19 protein-coding genes are annotated in these 18,843 nt (G+C 69.7%); 13 read left to right on the top strand and 6 right to left on the bottom strand.

Going from position 1 to position 18,843, the window contains the following annotated elements:
* Positions 1-122 precede the first annotated feature (122 nt).
* The 5 genes from MPE_RS18255 (at position 123) to MPE_RS18235 (ending at position 4,095) form a co-directional block, all read left to right on the top strand.
* Positions 123-1,181: an RNA methyltransferase gene (locus MPE_RS18255; RefSeq protein ID WP_011831186.1), complete on the top strand. Its 1,059-nt coding sequence runs from the start codon at positions 123-125 to the stop codon at positions 1,179-1,181.
* A gap of 9 nt (positions 1,182-1,190) precedes the next feature.
* Entirely contained in the window at positions 1,191-1,958 is a 768-nt protein-coding gene (locus MPE_RS18250; protein ID WP_011831185.1) for a DUF2971 domain-containing protein, read from the top strand.
* Positions 1,959-2,134: 176 nt separating this feature from the next.
* Positions 2,135-2,746: a nucleotidyltransferase domain-containing protein gene (locus tag MPE_RS18245; protein ID WP_041929755.1), complete on the top strand. Its 612-nt coding sequence runs from the start codon at positions 2,135-2,137 to the stop codon at positions 2,744-2,746.
* The gene (locus tag MPE_RS18240; RefSeq protein WP_011831183.1) at positions 2,730-3,155 is read left to right on the top strand and encodes a hypothetical protein; all 426 of its coding nucleotides are present in this window, start codon (positions 2,730-2,732) and stop codon (positions 3,153-3,155) included. Before MPE_RS18245 ends, MPE_RS18240 begins: the two co-directional genes overlap by 17 nt.
* Before the next feature lie 16 nt (positions 3,156-3,171).
* Positions 3,172-4,095: a nuclease-related domain-containing protein gene (locus MPE_RS18235; RefSeq protein WP_041929754.1), complete on the top strand. Its 924-nt coding sequence runs from the start codon at positions 3,172-3,174 to the stop codon at positions 4,093-4,095.
* A gap of 175 nt (positions 4,096-4,270) precedes the next feature.
* On the opposite strand, the gene MPE_RS18230 is transcribed toward MPE_RS18235, so the two are convergent.
* Positions 4,271-4,960 (bottom strand): Vgb family protein, encoded by a 690-nt coding sequence (locus MPE_RS18230; RefSeq protein WP_049820842.1) that lies wholly within the window; start codon positions 4,958-4,960, stop codon positions 4,271-4,273.
* Positions 4,961-5,009: 49 nt separating this feature from the next.
* Positions 5,010-6,275, bottom strand: a complete 1,266-nt coding sequence (locus tag MPE_RS18225) for a hypothetical protein (protein ID WP_011831180.1) — start codon at positions 6,273-6,275, stop codon at positions 5,010-5,012.
* Between the two features lie 191 nt (positions 6,276-6,466).
* Between MPE_RS18225 and MPE_RS18220 the strand changes: the two genes are divergently transcribed.
* The 3 genes from MPE_RS18220 (at position 6,467) to MPE_RS18210 (ending at position 7,819) form a co-directional block, all read left to right on the top strand.
* Positions 6,467-7,003 (top strand): phasin family protein, encoded by a 537-nt coding sequence (locus tag MPE_RS18220; protein ID WP_011831179.1) that lies wholly within the window; start codon positions 6,467-6,469, stop codon positions 7,001-7,003.
* Positions 7,004-7,022: 19 nt separating this feature from the next.
* Positions 7,023-7,364, top strand: coding sequence for a hypothetical protein (locus tag MPE_RS18215; protein ID WP_011831178.1), 342 nt, complete (start codon positions 7,023-7,025; stop codon positions 7,362-7,364).
* Between the two features lie 131 nt (positions 7,365-7,495).
* Positions 7,496-7,819, top strand: a complete 324-nt coding sequence (locus tag MPE_RS18210; RefSeq protein WP_237706344.1) for a DUF1161 domain-containing protein — start codon at positions 7,496-7,498, stop codon at positions 7,817-7,819.
* Between the two features lie 12 nt (positions 7,820-7,831).
* Here MPE_RS18210 and MPE_RS18205 read toward each other — a convergent pair whose 3' ends face one another.
* Positions 7,832-9,133 (bottom strand): amidase, encoded by a 1,302-nt coding sequence (locus tag MPE_RS18205; protein ID WP_011831176.1) that lies wholly within the window; start codon positions 9,131-9,133, stop codon positions 7,832-7,834.
* Between the two features lie 197 nt (positions 9,134-9,330).
* Between MPE_RS18205 and MPE_RS18200 the strand changes: the two genes are divergently transcribed.
* Together MPE_RS18200 and MPE_RS18195 are read left to right on the top strand one after the other, a co-directional pair.
* Positions 9,331-9,684, top strand: a complete 354-nt coding sequence (locus MPE_RS18200) for a DUF1428 domain-containing protein (protein ID WP_041929753.1) — start codon at positions 9,331-9,333, stop codon at positions 9,682-9,684.
* A 62-nt stretch (positions 9,685-9,746) separates the two neighbouring features.
* On the top strand, positions 9,747-10,241 hold the full coding sequence (locus tag MPE_RS18195) for a hypothetical protein (protein ID WP_011831174.1): 495 nt from the start codon (positions 9,747-9,749) through the stop codon (positions 10,239-10,241).
* 8 nt (positions 10,242-10,249) lie between these two features.
* Here the strand turns inward: MPE_RS18195 and MPE_RS18190 are convergent, their stop codons facing one another.
* Complete coding sequence (locus MPE_RS18190; RefSeq protein ID WP_011831173.1) at positions 10,250-11,707, bottom strand: acetamidase/formamidase family protein; 1,458 nt, start codon at positions 11,705-11,707, stop codon at positions 10,250-10,252.
* Between the two features lie 183 nt (positions 11,708-11,890).
* Between MPE_RS18190 and MPE_RS18185 the strand changes: the two genes are divergently transcribed.
* Entirely contained in the window at positions 11,891-14,425 is a 2,535-nt protein-coding gene (locus MPE_RS18185; protein ID WP_011831172.1) for an acetamidase/formamidase family protein, read from the top strand.
* Here the strand turns inward: MPE_RS18185 and MPE_RS18180 are convergent.
* The gene (locus MPE_RS18180) at positions 14,398-15,414 is read right to left on the bottom strand and encodes a 1-aminocyclopropane-1-carboxylate deaminase (protein WP_011831171.1); all 1,017 of its coding nucleotides are present in this window, start codon (positions 15,412-15,414) and stop codon (positions 14,398-14,400) included. The two genes, MPE_RS18185 and MPE_RS18180, sit on opposite strands and share 28 nt — an antisense overlap.
* A 142-nt stretch (positions 15,415-15,556) precedes the next feature.
* Here MPE_RS18180 and MPE_RS18175 point away from each other — a divergent pair, with 142 nt between their 5' ends.
* A complete protein-coding gene (locus MPE_RS18175; RefSeq protein ID WP_011831170.1) occupies positions 15,557-16,078 on the top strand; it encodes an Lrp/AsnC family transcriptional regulator in 522 nt (173 codons plus the stop codon).
* A gap of 256 nt (positions 16,079-16,334) precedes the next feature.
* Here MPE_RS18175 and MPE_RS18170 read toward each other — a convergent pair whose 3' ends face one another.
* Positions 16,335-17,429: a fatty acid desaturase gene (locus tag MPE_RS18170; protein WP_011831169.1), complete on the bottom strand. Its 1,095-nt coding sequence runs from the start codon at positions 17,427-17,429 to the stop codon at positions 16,335-16,337.
* Between the two features lie 198 nt (positions 17,430-17,627).
* Here MPE_RS18170 and MPE_RS18165 point away from each other — a divergent pair, with 198 nt between their 5' ends.
* Complete coding sequence (locus MPE_RS18165; protein WP_011831168.1) at positions 17,628-18,842, top strand: multidrug effflux MFS transporter; 1,215 nt, start codon at positions 17,628-17,630, stop codon at positions 18,840-18,842.
* Position 18,843: the final 1 nt, after the last annotated feature.

Here is an 18,843-nt window from a genome sequence, read left to right as displayed (position 1 = left end):
ACACCACGCGGCCCGTGCGGCGATGGCAACCCCGCGCCTGCGGCGAGCGGCCTTGCCTTCCCTACACTGCGGTTCAGCTTCTTTTCCTCATCGCCGGCACGCCACCGCTGCTTTCCCACCCGATGCGCATCGAACAACTCCGCGAGCACCTGCGCGCCCTGGGCGCCCGGCCCGGCCACGAGCAGAGCGTGCTGCGCCACTGGGCCTGCGCGCTGCCGCAGCAGCGCCGCAGCGCGCGGGAAGACGTGCTGCCGCTCGCGCTGCGCGAGGCCCTGCCGGCGCTGGAGGCCGAGTTGCAGGGCCTGGCGCGACTGCGCTCCGAGCACTCGGCGGAAGACGGCTCGGCCCGCCTGCTGGTGGCGCTGGCCGACGGCCAGACGGTGGAGAGCGTGCTGCTGCCGCGCGACGGCCTGTGCGTGTCCACCCAGGTGGGCTGCGCGGTGGGCTGCGTGTTCTGCATGACCGGCCAGGGCGGCCTGCTGCGCCAGCTGGGCAGCGCCGAGATCGTGGCCCAGGTGGCGCTGGCGCGCGGCCATCGCGCTGTGAAGAAGGTGGTGTTCATGGGCATGGGCGAGCCCGCGCACAACCTGGACAACGTGCTCGAAGCCATCGAACTGCTGGGCACCGCCGGCGGCATAGGCCACAAGAATTTGGTGTTCTCCACCGTGGGCGACGAGCGCGTGTTCGAGCGCCTGCCGCAAGGTGCGGTGAAGCCCGCACTGGCGCTGTCTCTGCACACCACCAAGCCCGAGCTGCGCGCGCAACTGCTGCCGCGCGCGCCGCGCATAGCCCCCGAAGACCTGGTGGCCCACGGCGAGCGCTATGCCCGCGCCACCGGCTACCCGGTGCAGTACCAGTGGACGCTGATCGACGGCGTGAACGACGGCGACGACGAGCTGGACGGCATCGTGCGCCTGCTGGCCGGCCGCTACGCGGTGATGAACCTCATCCCCTACAACACCGTGGACGGGCTGGCCTTCCAGCGCCCGGCCTGGGAGCGCGCGGTGGCGATGGCCGGCGCGCTGCACCGGCGCGGCGTGCTGACCAAGCTGAGGAGGTCAGCGGGGCAGGATGTGGAGGGGGGGTGTGGGCAGTTGAGGGCGAGGGCTCTCGGTGGCGCTCGATGGATCAAGATCGAGCCGGTGTCAGGCACCGGGGCGCATCACGTGGATCAGTTTTGAGGACGTCTGATGGGTCGAAGCACAAACCAATTCCTGTTGCACGAAGAAATGCCGGCCAAGATCAAATGGGTTCAACATGGCGACGATCTTTACGTGGACCCACTGCTCATGCAATCGTGCGGCACGCGTGTGTACCGTTACGCAACTCTCGCCGAAGCGTTTGGTTTGATTTCGCGCGGTGAATGGACGTTCGCAAAGCCCACTGAGTGGACAGACAAGTATGAGAAGTACATAGCTGAAGAGCTATTCGACGCGGGTCGGCCGTTCGGAAATCTGGTTGGGTTTGTGAAGTGCGTGTCCTTCGAGTATTCCTCTGAAGCCATGTGGCGCACTTATTCTTCTGCAGGGGGACTTGTAAGGCTGAGCTGGACGTTTGGTGATCTGCTCACCATGCTTCAAGAGGCATGCTGGCCCAGCAAGCACAAGGTTTATGTCGCTCCTGTTCGGTACTTGTCTGCACCGATGCTCCGTGCGCAGATCGACACGTTCAAGAATGCCAAGCCCAGCAGCCAGCACGCCAAGCGCGCGCTACTGATGAAGCGGAACGGGTTCGCGTTCGAGAATGAGATCCGAATCAGCTACTTCTCTGCTATCGAAGACGATAGTAAGTTCATCACAGCAAAGGAAGTTCCTTGCACGCTGATAGATCGCGTACTTGTCGATCCTTACCTTGGCTCGTGGCAAGCCAAAGAGATTTGCCGAATTTTCAAAGATGTTCTGAAGGTGAGTGCAGACGTTGCCCATTCGAAGTTCGATACGGTCTCAATCCCAATGTAGCTTGGGATCTCTGCCTAGACTGACCGAAGAGGCACTCGAACGATTGAAGCGCATCGCGCCGATGGCCACCCGCGCCACTGTTCAATGTTTGGCGCAGGTCGGCTCGCGTGCGCATCCCTCGCTTGGTCGGTTTCCATTAAATGCCCATATTGGGTATATTCGTGCCCAATATGGGTATGACACGTCAGGCACCCCCTCCGCGCGCCGGTCTTGCCGACGCGCTCTTCTCCGGCACGAAGCAACGCGTGCTGGGGCTGTTATTCGGGCAGCCTTCGCGCAGCTTCTACGCCACAGAGCTGATTGGGCTGGCTGGGAGCGGGTCGGGCGCCGTGCAGCGCGAACTGGCGGCGTTGTCGCAAAGCGGCCTGGTCACCGTCAAGGCGGTCGGCAACCAGAAGCACTACCAGGCCAATCCGGAGTCGCCCATCTTCATGGAGCTGTGCGGCATCGCGCAAAAGACGGTCGGCCTGGCCGAGCCGCTGCAGCTGGCGCTCGCCCCCTTGGCGCCAAAGATCATCGCGGCGTTCGTCTATGGCTCGGTGGCCAAGCAGACCGACACCGCCAGCAGCGACATCGACCTCATGTTGCTGAGCGACGAGCTCAGCTATGGCGATGTCTTCGGCGTGCTCGACGCGGCCAGCACCGCGCTCGGCCGCACCGTGAACCCGACCATCCTCACGCGCAAGGAGTTCGCCAAGCGCCTGAAGGCACAGGAGTCCTTCATGACTCGCGTGCTCGAACAGCCCAAGGTCTGGATCATCGGAGGCGAAAGTGACCTCAGCCTTTAGCAACCTCAGCGGGCCCGGCAAGCCCTTGAAGGTGGAGCCGCCCGATGCGAGGGAGTTCGCCGGGCTCAAGCGTTCTGGGCATGCGCGTCTGCAGGACGCACTCAATGCTTCGCTGTCGCTCGAGAGCCGGTTCGACCTAGCCTACAACGCCGCCCACGCGCTCTGCCTGGCGGCGCTGCGCTGGAACGGCTACCGCTCCACCAATCGCTACATCGTCTTCCAGTTGTTGCCCCACACGCTCGGCCTCGGGCCCGAGGTGTGGCGGGTGCTTTCCAAGTGCCACGACATCCGCAACCTGGGTGAGTACGAAGGCGACCTGAACGTCGACGAGCGCATCGTCACTGATCTCATAGCGGCATGTCAGCTTGTTGCGGCGAAGGTCGATGCGTTGGCAGCGATCTCCAAGTGAACGGCGAGATACGCTGATGGAACTGATTCTTCAACAAGTCGTCGTCATCGTCGGCGTCCTGGCTGCATGCTTTGCCGGCCCGGCTCTGGCGTTCGGCTTCCTGGTCATGCGCAAACGCCGGGCCAGGGCGCGCAGGAGATCCCCGATAGGCATCGACATGCTCCGCGGACCTGGGCACACGCTGCGAGAAAAGCTCGAAGAGATGAACGCCGACGTGCTGACCGATGTGTTTGTCTTGATGGTCATGCCGCTGCTTCTGCTAGCAACGTTCCTTGCCCAGAGCCATCAGCGCGGGCAGCAAGGGATGCTTCATCTGGTTCCGATCTACATCGTGCTCGCCTTGGGAGTTGTCTTTGTCGTCGTCTACAGGCTCTGGAAGAAGGGCGAGCAGCTCGACAAGCTCAAGGCAGGCTACGACGCCGAACTCGCGGTGGGCCAGGAACTCGACCAGCTGATGCGCCAAGGAGCCATCACTTTCCACGACATTCCTGCCGACAACTTCAATATCGATCACGTGGTGGTTTCCAGTGAAGGCGTGTTTGCCGTGGAGACCAAGGGATTCACGAAGCTGAAGCAAGGGCGCGGCAAGGCCGATGCGACCGTCGTCTTCGACGGTAAGCTGCTGAAGTTCCCGACCTGGACGACCAATGACCCACTGGAGCAGGCAGTGCGTCAGGCCGCCTGGTTGGCCAAGTGGCTGAGCAGTTCAGTCGGCACCCAGGTCCACGTGCTCCCGGTCGTGGCCCTCCCGGGCTGGTTTGTCGAACGCACCGGTCGCGGCGAGGTGCGGGTCTACAACGGCAAGGAGCTGGCGGGCTTGCTGAAGTCTCGTCGCGCGCAGCCCTTGTCACCGCAAGATGTGCAACGCGTTGCGCATCAGATCGATCAACGCTGCCGCACCGTCGCGCCGAAGTATGCGGAAGAGGAGCGTGCATCGTGATGGGTGCACGCTGCACCAAGACGCTCTAGCGAACCCAAGGCGACCTGAACGTCGACGATCGGGAACCCTCTCCTCCTCGCTGAAGAAAAAGCTCCCGTTCACGCGGCCGTTGGCATAAAAAGCGCACGGCTGAAAATTTTTCCGTGGGGCGGGTTGAGCGCGGAAGCCGGCCGGCTCAGGTGCCCGCCCGCCTCGGCCTCCTCACCGCCCGCACCTTCCCACTCGCCCCCCCGCCGCAATACAGCAGCCCGGCCCCGTCCGACTCCAGCCCGCTCACGCCGGTGCCGGCGGGCATTTCCAGCCGCTCCAGCACGCCGCCGCTCGCGGGGTCGATGCGGCGCAGTTCGCTCTCGTCGCCTTCCCAGGTGCCGTGCCACAGGTCGCCGTCCACCCAGGTCACGCCGGTCACGTGGCGGTTGGATTCGATGGTGCGCAGGATCTTGCCGGTGGCGGGGTCGATCTGGTGGATCTTGCGGTCCAAGTACTGCCCCACCCACAGGCTGCCCTCGGCCCAGGTGAGCCCCGAGTCGCGGCCCTCGCCGGGCGCGGGTATCGATGCCAGCACCTGGCCGGTGGCCGGGTCGATCTTGTCGATGCGCGCCTCGGCGATCTGGTACAGGTGCTTGCCGTCGAAGGCGGTGCCGGCGTCGGCGGCGCAGGCCAGCGTGCGCGTGGTCTCGCCGCTCGCGGGGTCGAAGGCCACCAGCCGCTCGCCGGTGGCGGCCCACACGCGCTGTCCGTCGTGCGTCACGCCGTGGATGCGCTCGGCGCCGTCGAAGGGGCCGTACTCGCGCACGATCTCTGCGGGTGCCGTGCGCGCCGGTGAGGTGGATTGGAGGGTGCTGCTGTTGCTGCTGCTGCTCATGGTCGGGTTCCTTTCGTTGCGCGTCATGGCTGATGCGGTGGAACCCAATCTACGTGAGCGGCAGCGCGGCAGGGAGTAACAAGTTCGTCGTGAATCCGGCCAGCGGTGGCGCCAGCCAGCGCTGCGCGCGGGCCCGCCCGATGGCGCGCACGCGGCCCGCGGCCTCCAGCTCCACCAGCGCGCGCTGCACCGTGCGCTGGCTCGCGCCCAGCGCCAGCGCCAGTGCCGAGGTGGACCACGCGGCACCGTCGGCCAGCAGCGCCAGCAGAGAGGCGCGGTCGCCGTCGAGGGGTGGCACCAGCACCACCACCGCGGCAGCGGCATCACCGTCCTGACCTGGCGGCACGAGCAGGAAGCCGCGCTCGGTGGCTTCCACGCGCGCCAGCGGCGCGGCCAGCTTCCGCAGGCGGCCGATCTCCACGCGCAGCCGGGCGCGGTGCGTCTCGTCGGGGCGGCGGGTGCGGAAGGCCTGGGCGATCAGCGCGTTGCGGTCAGCGTCGCCGGGCCAGGCCTCGGCCAGCGCGCGCGCCAGCGCGAACAGCAGCGGCCGGCGCGCCAGCGGCAGCCAGGTACCGCCGCCGCCGTGCAGGCCGCGGCGGCAGGCGTCGACCACCAGCGCGCCGGAGGCGAGCAGCGCTTCCACCTCGGCCAGGCGCAGTGGCTGTTCCTGGCCCGTGGGCAGCAGGCGCCGCGCGGCAGGGCGCTCGAGCGCGGCGCGCGCCTCGGCCACCTCGGCCTGCAGTGCGGGCACGCCGGAGCGCTGAGCTGCGGCGTGGGCACGGGCCAGGGCCGCCTGCGCCGGCGCGGTGCGCAGCGAGCGCCACGCCAGCTCGGCCGCGGCCAGTGCGGCCACGGCGCGCAGCGCCGGGGGCCCGCTGGCTTCGTCATCGCCGCGCAGGGGGTCGTCGAGGGGGCTCAGCGCCGCCTCGGCCTCCTGCAGCCGGCCGAGCAGCAGCAGCCGGCGCACCGCGATCAGCCGCGCCTGCAGCGCATTGGCGCGGTCGCCGCGTGCGTCCAGCGCAGCCGCCGCGGCGGCCAGCGTGCCGGGCGCGCCGCGCAGGTCGCGCACCGCGAGCGCCACCTCGGCCTCGGCCACCACGCAGCGGGCGTGGGCCAGGGCCTCGTGGCCGTTGCCGAAGCGGCGCGCGGCGCGCTTCAGCAGCTCGCGGGCGCGCGCATGCTCGCCCAGCTGCGCCATCGCGATGCCGCGCAGCGCCAGCGCCGGCGGGTCATCGCGCAGCGCCACGCGCTTGAGCGCGCCCAGGGCGTCGCCGGCGGCCAGGGCGCGTGCGGCGGCGGCGATCAGGGAGTCCATCGGGGCAGGGTACTGCGCGGAGCGACCGGGCCCGCGCCGGGGCCCGAGCGGTGGGGTTCTAGGAACTTGCCTCTAGATTGCTGCAACGCAACAAATCCGTGCCCCATTCGCCGAATCTTTCAGTAAGATGAGGTCATGCTGCATCGCAACAAAATCTGTCTACCCCTCACCCCGATCGACTGGAGCTTCCCATGCTGAACACCGAACAATTCGCTGCCACCAACAAGGCCAACTTCGAAGCCATGATGGGCCTGACCGCCAAGGCCTTCCAGGGCGTCGAGCAGCTCACCGCGCTCAACCTGCAGGTCGCGAAGGCCGGCCTCGACGAAGCCGCCGAAACCGGGCGTGCCGCGCTGTCGGCGAAGGACCCGCAAGCGCTGCTGGCGCTGCAGGCTGCCCCGCTGCAGGCCGCTGCCGAAAAGGCCACCGCCTACGGCAAGCAGGTGTACGGCATCGTCGCCGGCATCAAGGCCGACGTGGAGAAGCTCGCTGCCGAGCAGGCCGCTGCGGCGCAGAGCTCGTTCGTCGCCCTGGTCGAGTCTGCCGGCAAGAACGCGCCCGAAGGTGCGGTCAACGGCATCGCGCTGTTCAAGTCGTCGCTGGCGACCATGAACAACGCCTTCGACGGTCTGCAGAAGGCCGGCCGCCAGGCTGCCGAGACCGCCGAAGCCAACTACGCCGCCGTGACCGGCTCGGTGATCAAGGCCGCCAAGACCAAGCGCGGTTGATTCACGGCCAGAGCGTGCCATGAGCGCCTCGTCGCTGCGGCTGCAGCTCGGGCTGGAGGATCTTCTCGGAGACCTCCGGCACGCGCGCAGGAGCGGCGACCTGGGCCGACTGGCCTTGCTCCTGTACTGTGAAGTCCGGCGCTGGGCCCGCATGGCCGGCGAGCATCGGCTCGCCGAGCATTCGTCGGCGCTGTTCCTGCAGGGCCCGCACACCGGCCGCGAGGAGTTCCTCGCGCAGGTCGACGACCTGATCGTCGAGCTGGAGAACGCGCACCCCGGTTACGCCCGAAGCGCGTTGCTCGACCCCGCCGCCAGACCCCCGGGCGAGAGTCCCGTGGCGGCGCGGCCCGCCGAACACTGACGACGCCGTTCCTCACGTTTCGTCACAGGGCCCGCCGCTAGACTGCCCTTCGTTCGGGTTTTCTTCTTCTTCAAGGCGGGCGCGCGATGCGGATCCCCAAGCTCTCCTTTTCTCTGTGCATAGGCGCAGCCGTGCTGCTCTGTGGTGTCACCGGCGTGGCCGGTGCGGCGCAGAGCTGCGAGCAGTTGCGCGAGCGCATCGACGCGAAGGTGCGCGCCTCGGGCGCCACGCACTACACGGTCACCACGGTCGATGCCGATGCCGCGGTGGGCGCCTCCGCCAAGGTGGTGGGCAGCTGCGAGCTGGGCACGAAGAAGATCGTCTACACGCGTGGTGAGGAGGGCAGCGTGGCCGCGGCCTCCGCGCCCACGGTCACGGCCCGGCCGCGCGACGAGCCCCTGCTCACCGAGTGCAAGGACGGCTCGGTGTCGGTGGGTGGCGACTGCAGGAAGTAGCCGGGCGCCGCCTCAGCGCGGCAGCAGCAGTGCTTCGAGCACGGCCGCGGCGCGCAGGCACTCCGCATCGGCGCCGCGCGCGCCGGTCACCTGCAGCCCCAGCGGCGCGCCGTGCGGGCCGCGCAGGCCCGGCACGCCGACGCAGGGCGTGCCCAGCAGCGTCCACAGCCGGTTGTAGCTGGCCGCGCCGGTGCTGTGCTCGCTGAGCAGCGGTGCTTCGTCGGGCGCGCCGGGCGTGAGCAGCACGTCCACGCCGTGTGCGGCGAGGCCGTCTTCGGCCAGGGCCTCGCGTGCGGCGGCGGTGATGCGCTGCGCGGCGTCGTAGTCGGCGTCGCCGATCGTCCTTGACGCCTCGCGCAGGTAGTCGCGCAGCAGCGGTGACAGCGCATCGGCGTGCTGCGTCAGCTCGGTGTGCAGGGCGCGCACCGCCTCCCAGCCCTGCACGGTGGCCTGGGCCTCGAAGGCCTCGGCGGCCCAGGCCGGCAGGCGCACCTCTCTCACCGTGTGGCCGGCCGTGCGCAGCCGCGTCGCGGCCTCCTGCAACGCGGTGGCCATGGCCGGGGACAGCGGACCCCACGGGTAGTCGATCACCACGCCGAAGCGCGGGGCCGCGGTCGGTGCGGGCCGCGTGGCCGCGAAGCGCCGCCCGGCCAGCGCCTGGGCGAAGAACGCCGCATCGGCGACCGTGCGGGTGAACAGCCCCACGGTGTCGAGCGACCACGAGAAGCAGCGCACGCCGGCCGTCGGCAGCCAGCCGAAGCTGGGCTTGTAGCCCACCACGCCGCAGTACGACGCAGGCCGGATCACCGAGCCGCCGGTCTGCGTGCCGATCGCCAGCTCCAGCAGCCCGGCCGCCACCGCGGCCGCCGAACCGGCCGACGAGCCGCCCGGCGTGCGGCCCGGTGCGTTGGGGTTGCGCGTGGCGGTGGGGTGCAGGTAGGCGAACTCGGTGCTGGTGGTCTTGCCGATCACCACGCCGCCGGCGCGGCGGATCGCGCCCACCAGCGCGGCATCGCTGCGCGGTCGGTGACCGGCGTAGACGGGCGAGCCGTAGGCGGTGGGCAGCGCGACGGTGTCCACGATGTCCTTCACGCCGACCGGCAGGCCGTGCAGCGGACCGCGGCGCTCGCGCTGCGCCGTGGCGGCCTCGCGCCGGGCCACGTCGAGCGGCAGCAGCGCAGCGAAGGCGCCCAGCGCGGCCTCCTGCGCGTCGATGCGGGTCAGCGTGTCGTCCGCCAGCGTGGCGGCGTCCAGCGTGCCGGCCGCGAGGCGGGCGATGGTGGCGGGGGGCTTGTGGTTCTCGGTCGTTTCCAAGGGGTCTCCTGGCGGCTGCCGCGGCACATCCTAGGCGCATGTCGCACCCGACGGGTCGGACATCTCGACAGGCGTAGGGTGAAGCCTCGCACCGGCGCTGCGCCGGGACGTCCCGATGCATGCGTGGGTCAGGCGCTGTCGATTCCGCGGGTGCCGGATCGTCGTGTCAGGACATCAACCCCTCAAGGAGAACCGCGATGAACTATGTCGATGGATTCGTGCTGGCCGTGCCCACCGCCCAGCGTGAGGCCTACACCCAGATCGCCCAGAAGGCCTCGGTGGTGTTCAAGGATCACGGCGCGCTGAGCGTCGTGGAGTGCTGGGGCGACGACGTGCCGGAAGGCAAGCTCACGTCGTTTCCGATGGCGGTGAAGCGCAAGGACGACGAGGCCGTGGTGTTCTCGTGGATCACCTGGCCCGACCGCAAGACGCGCGACAGCGGCATGGAGAAGTCCATGGCCGACCCGCGGCTGAAGGACGGCATGGATCAATGCCCCTTCGACGCCCAGCGCATGATCTTCGGCGGCTTCCAGGTGATCGTCGAGGCCTGAGCCGCGCCGGGGCGGCCTCGGTGTATGGTCGGCCCCCCGACATGCACCGAGGAGCCGCATCGATGAACCTTCGCGCACTGGCGATTGCCGCGGCCGTGGCCGCGCTGGGGCTGTTCGCCCTGCTCAACTGGCCCGCGATCACGGCGCCGACCCTGCTGACCCTGGGCTTCGCCGAGGTGAACGCGCCGCTCGGCCTGATCCTGCTGGTGGCCAGCGGCGTGCTGGTGGCGCTGTTCCTGGTCTACATCGTGTTCCAGCAGGCCGGCGTGATCATGGAGGCCCGCCGCACCGCGAAGGAACTCAAGTCGCACCGCGAGCTGGCCGACACCGCCGAGGCCTCGCGCTTCACCGAGCTGCGTGCCTTCCTCGACGGCGAGCTGCGCCGGATGGAGGCGCAGGGCGCCGCCACCACACGCGAGCTGGGTGCGCGCATCGAACAGCTGGAGCGCCAGCTGCAGGAGCAGCTCGCCGAGTCCACCCGCACGCTGTCGGCCTACGTGGGCGAGGTGGACGACAAGCTCGACCGCCTGCTGCCGCCACCGCAGCTGCCGCGCTAGCCCGGCGCTCAGCCGCCGCGCGCGGGGAAGATGCTCTTCTTCACCACCGCGTGCACGCCCCAGTTGCCGTCCACTACCTGGGTGATGCCGAAGTCGACCGCGATCGACATCAGCGAGATCGCCTCGTCCTCGCCCAGGCCCTGCGTGGTCATCAGGAAATGGCGCATCTTGTGATACGCGTCGCGCAGCGCCTTGTCGACCGATGACTTGCTGTAGATGTCGTTCTGCGCATTGGGGCCCAGCTCGGCCAGGTAGTTGGCGTAGCTGAAGCCGTGCAGCAGCCACTCGTCCTGCGTCTCGAGCAGCGGGTACTTCAGCTCGGCCAGCGGCGTGCCGGGCAGGCTGGCCTTCTTGTGCAGGATGAGCTGGAAGGTGCCGGTCAGCGAGCACTCGATGGCGGTGCCGCAGAGCTCGGAGTCGCCCTGCGACGCGTGCGGGTCGCCCACCGAGAACATGGCGCCGGGCACGGCCACCGGGTAGTAGACGGTGGCGCCCTTGCCGATGCGCCAGTTGTCGATGTTGCCGCCGGTGTAGTTGGGCGGGATGGAGTTCACCATCTCGGCCTCGACCGGCGCCACGCCCATGGTCCCGAAGTGCGGCCGCACCGGGATGCGGATGTTCTTCAGCACATTCTCGTTCTTGGTGATGGTGCGGTGGTCGACCGGCACGCCGGGGTAGTCGATCGTCGGGTGCACCACGCCGAAGGGGTCGGTCTGCGGCGTCCACTTGAAGTTGTAGACCGCGCGCGCCCAGTTGCGCTCGCCGGTGGCGTCGACCTCGTAGATGGTGATCACCTCGCGCTTCTTCGGCTCGGTGATCGTGTCGCCGTAGTGGAAGCCCCACCACGCGGCGGCGTTGCTGCCGAAGGCGCGGCCCTTGTAGGCCGGGTTGGCGCTGGGCCGCGTGGCCACGTCGACGATGCGCACTTCCAGGATGTCGCCCGGCTCCGCGCCCTTGATGCGCACCGGCCCGGTGCAGATGTGCACGCCTTCGCCGCCACCGGCGCCCACCTTGGCGTCCATCGCGCCGGCGCCACGGCGGTTCACGCCCTTCTTCTTGGCGTCCCAGTGGAACACGCTCTCGGCGCCGGGGTCGCCCTTGATCATGCGCTCGGCGTCGTCGTTGGCGTGGTGGGTCAGGGTCTCGATGGTCACGAAATCGCCCGACTCCACTTCCACCACCGGCTTGGCCGATTTGCTGAAGTAGCCCCACAGCACGGTGCCGGCCGAGGCCGGGATGTAGTAGTGCGAGGTGAGCCCCGAGCCCGGCTTCGCGGCGCTCTGCGCGAAGGCGCTGGGCGTCATCGCCACGTTCAGAGAGGCCGCCGACACGGTGGCGCCGCCGACCGCCAGCGCGTCGCGCAGGAAGCTGCGGCGCGCGACCTTGAACTCCTCGCGGACTTCTGCCTCGGCCTCGGGCGTGGCAGGGCCGTGGTTGCAGCCGGGACCGCAGATGTGCTCGTACATGGTGTGAACCCCTCGTGAAGGTGTGGATGGAAGCGACGAGGGCAGTGTGTTGGCCCGGTGGCCGGCGGCGCTTGTCGTGCAGCGCCCAAAAACTTGTCGGCGGCTTGGAGGGGGGTGCGCTGCGCCGCCGCCGGGCGCGCTCCATGCATGAAGCCCGGCACCCCGGACCGGGAATGCACCACCATGCTCGACGACCTCCGCCGCTTCTCCACCGACGCCTTCCCGGAAGACCTGCGCCCGGCCGCCTGGGCCGAGGTGATGGCCAAGGTGCTGATGGCCCCGGCCGCGCCGGCCTACGACGCACCGCCGCTGGCCGGTTACGTGTCGGCGCGCAGCTCGGCGCTGGAATCGGTGTTCGCGCGGCTCGGCTCGTCGCCGCAGGTGTGGCTGCCGCACCCCGGCAACGCACGGCGCGGCGGCCACACGGTGCTGATGCTGGCGCTGCTGGAGGGCAGCGGCCTGGTGGTGGAGGGGCAGGAGTCGGTGGCGCTGGCGGCCGGCGGCATCGTGCTGCTCGACCCGGCGCGGCCCTGGCGTGTGGAGCTCAATACCGATTTCCGGGCGGTGGTGATCCGGCTCGAATCGGCGAGCTTCGTGCTGCGCCTGGTGCGCACCAGCGGGCAGGACCTCAACACCATCTCGCCGAAGACCGGCGTGGGCGCGGTCTGCCTGAACCTGGTGCGCTCGATCGCCGACGAGCTGGACCAGCTGGGCCGCCACGAGCTGCTGCCGATCGAGGCGACGTTGATGGAGCTGCTGGTCACCTGCCTGTCGCACGTGGACGATGAAGACGCGCAGGCCGCGGCGTCACCGGACGACTCCACGTCGGTGCAGCTCGGCCATCTGCGGCGCGTGTGCCGCACGGTCGAGGCGCGGCTCGGCGACGCCGAGCTGACGCTGGAGGCGATCGCGGCGCTGGAGGGGCTGTCGCCGCGCTACATCCAGAAGCTGTTCAAGGCCGCGTCGGCCAGCTTCGGCGAGTACCTGAAGGCGCGCCGCCTGGAGCGCTGCCGGCTCGACCTGGCCAACCGCGCGCTGGCGCACTTCACGATCGCCGAGCTGTGCTTCCGCTGGGGCTTCGGCGATGCGGCCAACTTCAGCCGCGCGTTCACTGCGCGCTTCGGTGTCTCGCCCAAGGCCTACCGCGCCGCGCCGCCGGCCGATGCGGCGGCGGGCCCCACGCAGCGTGGCGCGCCGGCGGCCGGCGTGGCGACCGCGAGCTCGGCGCGCGCGGCCGCGGTGGCCGACACGCCCGAGGCGCGCCGCCGGCAGTTCGAGGCGGTGCTGACGGACCACGAGCGCTACGCGCTGGCGCTGGCGCTCGCGCCGAAGCGCGCGGTGCCACACGCCGCGGAGGCGGGGTTCCCGGAGGCGCTGCCCGGCGCCGGGCATGCGCCCGAATACCACTACATCCCGGTGTCCGACCGGACGGTGCACTGGGGCTACCTGAGCCGCACGCTGAAGCCGGTGATCAGCGTGCGCTCGGGCGACGTGGTGACGATCGAGACGCTGACCCAGCACGCCAGCGACGACCGCGAACGCATGATCGACGGCGACCCCGGCGCCGAGAGCGTGTTCCACTGGACCGCCACGCGCAAGGCGGTGGCGCGGCGCGGCGCCGGGCCGATGGACGCGTCGGTGTTCGGCCGCGGCGCGGGCGAGGGCTTCGGCGTGCACATCTGCACCGGGCCGGTCCACGTGCGGGGCGCCGAGACCGGCGACGTGCTGGAGGTGCGCATCCTCGACATCCGTGCACGCCCGAGCTGCCACCCGCAGCATCGCGGCAAGCTGTTCGGCAGCAATGCCGCGGCCTGGTGGGGCTACCAGTACCACGACCTGCTGACCGAGCCGAAGAAGCGCGAGGTGGTCACGCTCTACGAGCTGCAGACCGACGTGGCGGAGCCGTATGCGAAGGCCGTCTACAGCTTCCGCTGGACGCCGCAGACCGACCCCGACGGCGTGCGCCACGAGACCATCGACTACCCCGGCGTGCCGGTCGACCCCGCCAGCGTCGACAAGCGCTACGGCGTGCTGGCGAAGGCGCGCGTGCCGATCCGCCCGCACTTCGGCCTGCTGGCGGTGGCGCCGAAGGAGAGCGGGCTGATCGATTCGGTGCCACCGGGCTACTTCGGCGGCAACCTCGACAACTGGCGCGCCGGCAAGGGCGCGCGGCTGTTCCTGCCGGTGTCGGTGGAGGGCGCGCTGTTCTCGGTGGGCGACCCGCACGCCTCGCAGGGCGATGGCGAGGTCTGCGGCACCGCGATCGAGTGCTCGCTGACCGGCAGCTTCCAGCTCGTGCTGCACAAGCGCGCGCAGATCGCCGACGGCTTCCTCGCCGACCTGAACCACCCCTTCCTCGATGCCGAGGACGCCTGGGTGGTGCAGGGCTTCAGCTTCGCCAACCACCTGGCCGAGCTGGGCGCGCAGGCACAGACCCAGGTCTACCAGAAGTCCTCGCTGGACCTGGCGATGCGCGACGCCTTCCGCAAGGCGCGCCGCTACCTGATGCAGGCCCACGGGCTGGACGAGGACGAGGCGCTGTCGCTGATGTCGGTGGCGGTGGACTTCGGCGTGACACAGGTCGCCGACGGCAACTGGGGCGTGCACGCGGTGATCCGCAAGGCGATCTTTCCGCCGCAGGCGGAGGGTGACGGGGCGGGCGCGGCACCCGCCTCGTCGTCGGCGCCGGCTCAGCCGTTGCGGAACAGGAAGCTGTAGGCGTTGAGCGCCGGCACGCCGCCGAGGTGGGCGTACAACACCCTGGAGCCGGCGGGGAACTCGCCGCGCTTCACCTTGTCGATCATGCCGTGCATCGACTTGCCCTCGTACACCGGGTCGGTGAGCATGCCTTCCTGGCGCGCGCACAGGCGGATGGCCTCCAGCGTGCCCTCGCTCGGCAGGCCGTACTCGGGGCCGCCGTAGCGGGTGTCGAGCACCACGTCCTGCGCGGTGATCTCGCGGCCCAGGCCCACCAGCTCGGCCGTGTTCTGCGCGATGCGCAGGATCTGCGCGTGGGTCTGCTCGGGCTTGGCCGAGGCGTCGATGCCGATCACGCGCTCGGCCCGGCCGTCGGCCGCGAAGCCCACCACCATGCCGGCCTGCGTGCTGCCGGTCACCGAGCAGACCACGATGTAGTCGAACTTGAAGCCGAGCTCGGCCTCCTGCGCGCGCACCTCCTCGGCGAAGCCGACGAAGCCCAGGCCGCCGAGCCGGTGCTCGGAGCAGCCGGCGGGAATGGGGAAGGGCTTGCCGCCGGCGGCCCGCACGTCGGCCATCGCCTGCTCCCAGCTCGGGCGGATGCCGATGTCGAAGCCAGCGGCGTCGAGCCGCACGTCGGCGCCGAGGATGCGCGACATCTCGATGTTGCCGACGCGGTCGTACACCGCGTCGGAGTAGTTGACCCAGTTCTCCTGCACCAGCACGCACTTCATGCCGAGGTGGGCCGCCACCGCGGCGACCTGGCGCGTCTGGTTGGACTGGATGCCGCCGATCGACACCAGCGTGTCGCAGCCCTGCGCCAGCGCCTCGGGGATCAGGTACTCGAGCTTGCGGGTCTTGTTGCCGCCGAAGGCGAGGCCGCTGTTGCAGTCCTCGCGCTTGGCGTAGAGCTCGACCTGGCCGCCGAGGTGCGCACTCAGGCGCTTGAGCGGCTGGATGGGCGTGGGCCCGAAGGTGAGCGGATGGCGAGGGAAGCGCTGGAGGTTCATGGCGGGGTTCCTGCGAGGGCGAAGACGATGGTCGTCATCTTAGGAAAATCGTCTGAAACCAGGGTTGCAAAGAAGGCCGTTATTGCGCAGCATAGATAGGCCGACCGGCATGAATTAATCTTTGAATTGCTTGAAATAAAAAATGTGCGCAACAAAAGTTCGTCAATGTGTCGCGCCCTCTCGTGCGACGACACCACCGCCCCCGGCGAGCCTGGACCGCACCGACAAGGCCATCCTGCGGGCGCTGCAGCGCGACGCCTCGGTGTCGAACGTGGCGCTGGCCGCCAAGGTGAACCTCAGCGCGCCGGCCTGCCTGCGCCGCGTCGAGCGGCTCAAGCAGGCGGGGCTGATCAAGGGCATCGTCGCGCTGCTGAACCCGGCCGCGCTGGACGCCGGCATGCTGGTGATGATCGGCGTGGTGCTGGACCGCTCCACACCCGACTCCTTCGCCGACTTCGAGAAGGCCGCCGCCCGGGTGTCGGGCTGCATGGAGTGCCACGTGGTGACCGGCGAGTTCGACTACTTCATGCTGGTGCGCACGCGCGACAACGACAGCTTCAATCGCCTGCATGCCGAGCAGCTGCTGCACCTGCCGGGCGTGCGACAGATCCGCTCGTTCATGGTGCTCAAGCAGGTGCTGTCGACGACGCAGTTTCCGGTTTGATAGGCGGTTGCGTTCGAACAGACGAGATGGGTGCGCGTCTGGCGCGAGATCAGGCCGGCGGGGCGCTCTGGTGCGCTCATGTCCCCCGCCGCCCGCCCCTGCAGGCCGGGCGGCTCCTCCTCTACTTCGCTTCGCAGAGCGCCCCACCGGCCTGATCCACCACCGTCATGGGTGTTCGCCGTCGCAGCTCACATTTGTGTCGGCCACTCGATGGCCTCTGCCACCCCACACATCGACGACGCGCAACGCAAACGCTTCACCCCGCAGCCAACGGCGTGCTGGTCCGGCGACCCGAAAAGTCGGTCCAGCAACCCGCCTCGAAGTCGTAGAGCTTGCAGCGCCGCGCGGTGTCGGCGTACCAGCGCCACGAGAACGGCTGCACGACGATGTGCCCCGCGAGCCGCTCTTCCAGTAGCCGCTGCGCCCGCTTCAGCCGGTACAGCGGCACGCTCATGTCCACGTGGTGCGCGGTGTGCTCCATGATGTGGTGCAGCGCGCTGCCCATGAAGGAGCGGAAGGTCAGGTGCACCGTGGTGGACACGAAGGGCTGGGCGTCCGCCCAGCGCCGCTTGTCCTCGTACCACGCCACGCCGGTGTGCGTGTGGTGCACGTAGACCACGAAGCCGATCATGCCGTTCCAGAACACGAAGGGCAGCACGAAGCCCGTCAGCACCAGGAACGTGGCCGACTGGCCGGTGGCCGCCGCGGCCGCCACCAGGCCGGCGATCCATGCCGCCGCGCCCGCGACCACCAGCACGCCGTCCCAGAAGAATGCCGCGCGCCGCGTCGGCATGGTGCGCCGGTTCGGGAACAGCAGCCGGTTCCACCAGATCTCCACCAGGTAGTAGAGCCAGGGTGCCCAGCCGCTGCGGTACACGCGCTCGAGCCTGCGCCGCCAGCGCGGCAGCGCGCGGTAGGCCTCGAGCGTGCGCGGCTCCCAGACGAAGTCGAAGCCCTTCAGGTTGGTGTAGCCGTGGTGCACCACGTTGTGCCCCACCTCCCACAGGCTGTAGGGCGTGAGCGAGGGCAGGAACACCAGGCGGCCGAGCCAGCGGTTCAGCCGACGGTGCGGCGTGAGGCTCTGGTGGCAGGCGTCGTGGCCGAGGATGAACAGGCGGCCGATCACGAAGCCGGCCGCCATGCCTGCCAGCAGCTTCATCGGCAGCGTCTCGAACGCCACGGTGGCGGTCAGTGCGGCGCCCAGCAGCAGCAGGTCGACGAGCGTCAGCGCGAGCGCGTAGGCCGTGCTGCGCGAGGCCAGCGGCGCCAGCCAGGCGCGGATCAGCTTGCGGTGGGGGATGGCGCTCGGGGCGGCGGACGGGGGCGCGAGGTCGGGACAGGCAGCAGGCATCGGAGGCGGGTGGCGCGAACGCAGGCGGATCGGAACGCCGAAGGCTAGGGCCGCGGGCGGGGGCTGTCCTTGACGGCGGTCAAGCGGGCGCGCCGGACGTGTGCGCTCGTTGCCCGTGCGCGCACGCCGCGCACGCGATTCGGGGATGATCGGCGGCTTCGGCGCTGGCGGCTGCCCGCGTCCCCTCTTCCTTCCCCGATGAATTCGACTTTCCTGCGCAGGGCCCTGGTGCTGGGCCTGCTGTCCTCGATCGGTCCGTTCGCGATCGACATGTACCTGCCCGCGCTGCCGGCTATCGGCAGCGCGCTGCAGGCCGACGTGCACGCGGTGCAGATGAGCCTGATGGCATTCTTCGTGTCGTTCGCGATCAGCCAGCTGGTCTACGGCCCGGCCTCCGACATGTTCGGCCGCAAGCCGCCGCTGTACGTCGGCATCGGGCTGTTCATCGTCGGCAGCGTGGGCTGCGCGCTCGCGCCCGACATCGGTTGGCTGATCGCCTTCCGTTTCCTGCAGGGCCTGGGCGGCGGCGCGCCGATCGTGGTGCCGCGCGCCATCGTGCGCGACCTGCACACCGGCGTGGAGGCCACGCGGCTGATGTCGCTGCTGCTGCTGGTGTTCAGCGTGTCGCCCATCCTCGCGCCACTGATCGGCAGCTTCGTGATCGACGCCGCCGGCTGGCGCGCGATCTTCTGGGCGGTCACCGGCATCGGCGTGGTGGGCCTGCTGCTGGTGGCGCTGACGCTGGAGGAGACGCGGCCTGCCGCGCAGCGCACGCAGAGCGATGTGGCGAGCACGCTGCGCGCCTTCGCGCTGCTGCTGCGCGACCGGCATTTCCTGGGGCTCACCGCGATCGGGGCCTTCGGCATGGCCAGCTTCTTCATCTTCCTGGCCAACTCGTCGTTCGTCTTCATCGGCCACTACGGGCTGACGCCGCGCGAGTACAGCCTGGCGTTCAGCGTGAACGCGGCCTCGTTCATCGGCGTGTCGCAGTTCGCCGGCCGGCTGACGGCACGCTTCGGCCTCGCGAGCATCGTGCGGGTGGCGGTGCTGGGCTTCGCGCTGTCGCTGGGTGCGCTGCTGGCGTTCAACCTGGCCGGCATCGACAGGCTCGACGTGATGATCGTCGTCATGCTCGTCGGCTACGGCTTCCTCGGCCTGGTGGTGCCCACCACCTCGGTGATGGCGCTCGACGACCACGGCGAGATCGCCGGTGCCGCGTCGGCGCTGATGGGCACGCTCCAGCTGGTGCTCGGTGCCGTGGTGATCGCGCTGATGAGCGGCTTTGCCGACGGCAGCGCGCGGCCGATGGTGGCCGGCATGGCGGCCGCGGCGCTGTGCGCGCTGCTGCTGACCTGGCTGACGCTGGGCGGGCGTCGGTCGGCCGCGTCCGCGGCGACGCGGCCCTGCAGCTGAG

The sequence above is a fragment of the Methylibium petroleiphilum PM1 genome (genome assembly GCF_000015725.1).
Classification (GTDB): domain Bacteria; phylum Pseudomonadota; class Gammaproteobacteria; order Burkholderiales; family Burkholderiaceae_C; genus Methylibium; species Methylibium petroleiphilum.
This window is presented reverse-complemented; position numbering and strand designations above follow the sequence as displayed.

Bases quoted from the DNA above. Each gene is read 5' to 3' on its own strand.
- MPE_RS18255 (WP_011831186.1), top strand. From the start codon at position 123: ATGCGCATCGAACAACTCCGCGAGCACCTGCGCGCCCTGGGCGCCCGG.
- MPE_RS18250 (WP_011831185.1), top strand. From the start codon at position 1,191: ATGGGTCGAAGCACAAACCAATTCCTGTTGCACGAAGAAATGCCGGCC.
- MPE_RS18245 (WP_041929755.1), top strand. From the start codon at position 2,135: ATGACACGTCAGGCACCCCCTCCGCGCGCCGGTCTTGCCGACGCGCTC.
- MPE_RS18235 (WP_041929754.1), top strand. From the start codon at position 3,172: ATGGAACTGATTCTTCAACAAGTCGTCGTCATCGTCGGCGTCCTGGCT.
- MPE_RS18230 (WP_049820842.1), bottom strand. From the start codon at position 4,960: ATGAGCAGCAGCAGCAACAGCAGCACCCTCCAATCCACCTCACCGGCG.
- MPE_RS18225 (WP_011831180.1), bottom strand. From the start codon at position 6,275: ATGGACTCCCTGATCGCCGCCGCCGCACGCGCCCTGGCCGCCGGCGAC.
- MPE_RS18220 (WP_011831179.1), top strand. From the start codon at position 6,467: ATGCTGAACACCGAACAATTCGCTGCCACCAACAAGGCCAACTTCGAA.
- MPE_RS18215 (WP_011831178.1), top strand. From the start codon at position 7,023: ATGAGCGCCTCGTCGCTGCGGCTGCAGCTCGGGCTGGAGGATCTTCTC.
- MPE_RS18200 (WP_041929753.1), top strand. From the start codon at position 9,331: ATGAACTATGTCGATGGATTCGTGCTGGCCGTGCCCACCGCCCAGCGT.
- MPE_RS18195 (WP_011831174.1), top strand. From the start codon at position 9,747: ATGAACCTTCGCGCACTGGCGATTGCCGCGGCCGTGGCCGCGCTGGGG.
- MPE_RS18190 (WP_011831173.1), bottom strand. From the start codon at position 11,707: ATGTACGAGCACATCTGCGGTCCCGGCTGCAACCACGGCCCTGCCACG.
- MPE_RS18185 (WP_011831172.1), top strand. From the start codon at position 11,891: ATGCTCGACGACCTCCGCCGCTTCTCCACCGACGCCTTCCCGGAAGAC.
- MPE_RS18180 (WP_011831171.1), bottom strand. From the start codon at position 15,414: ATGAACCTCCAGCGCTTCCCTCGCCATCCGCTCACCTTCGGGCCCACG.
- MPE_RS18175 (WP_011831170.1), top strand. From the start codon at position 15,557: ATGTGCGCAACAAAAGTTCGTCAATGTGTCGCGCCCTCTCGTGCGACG.
- MPE_RS18170 (WP_011831169.1), bottom strand. From the start codon at position 17,429: ATGCCTGCTGCCTGTCCCGACCTCGCGCCCCCGTCCGCCGCCCCGAGC.
- MPE_RS18165 (WP_011831168.1), top strand. From the start codon at position 17,628: ATGAATTCGACTTTCCTGCGCAGGGCCCTGGTGCTGGGCCTGCTGTCC.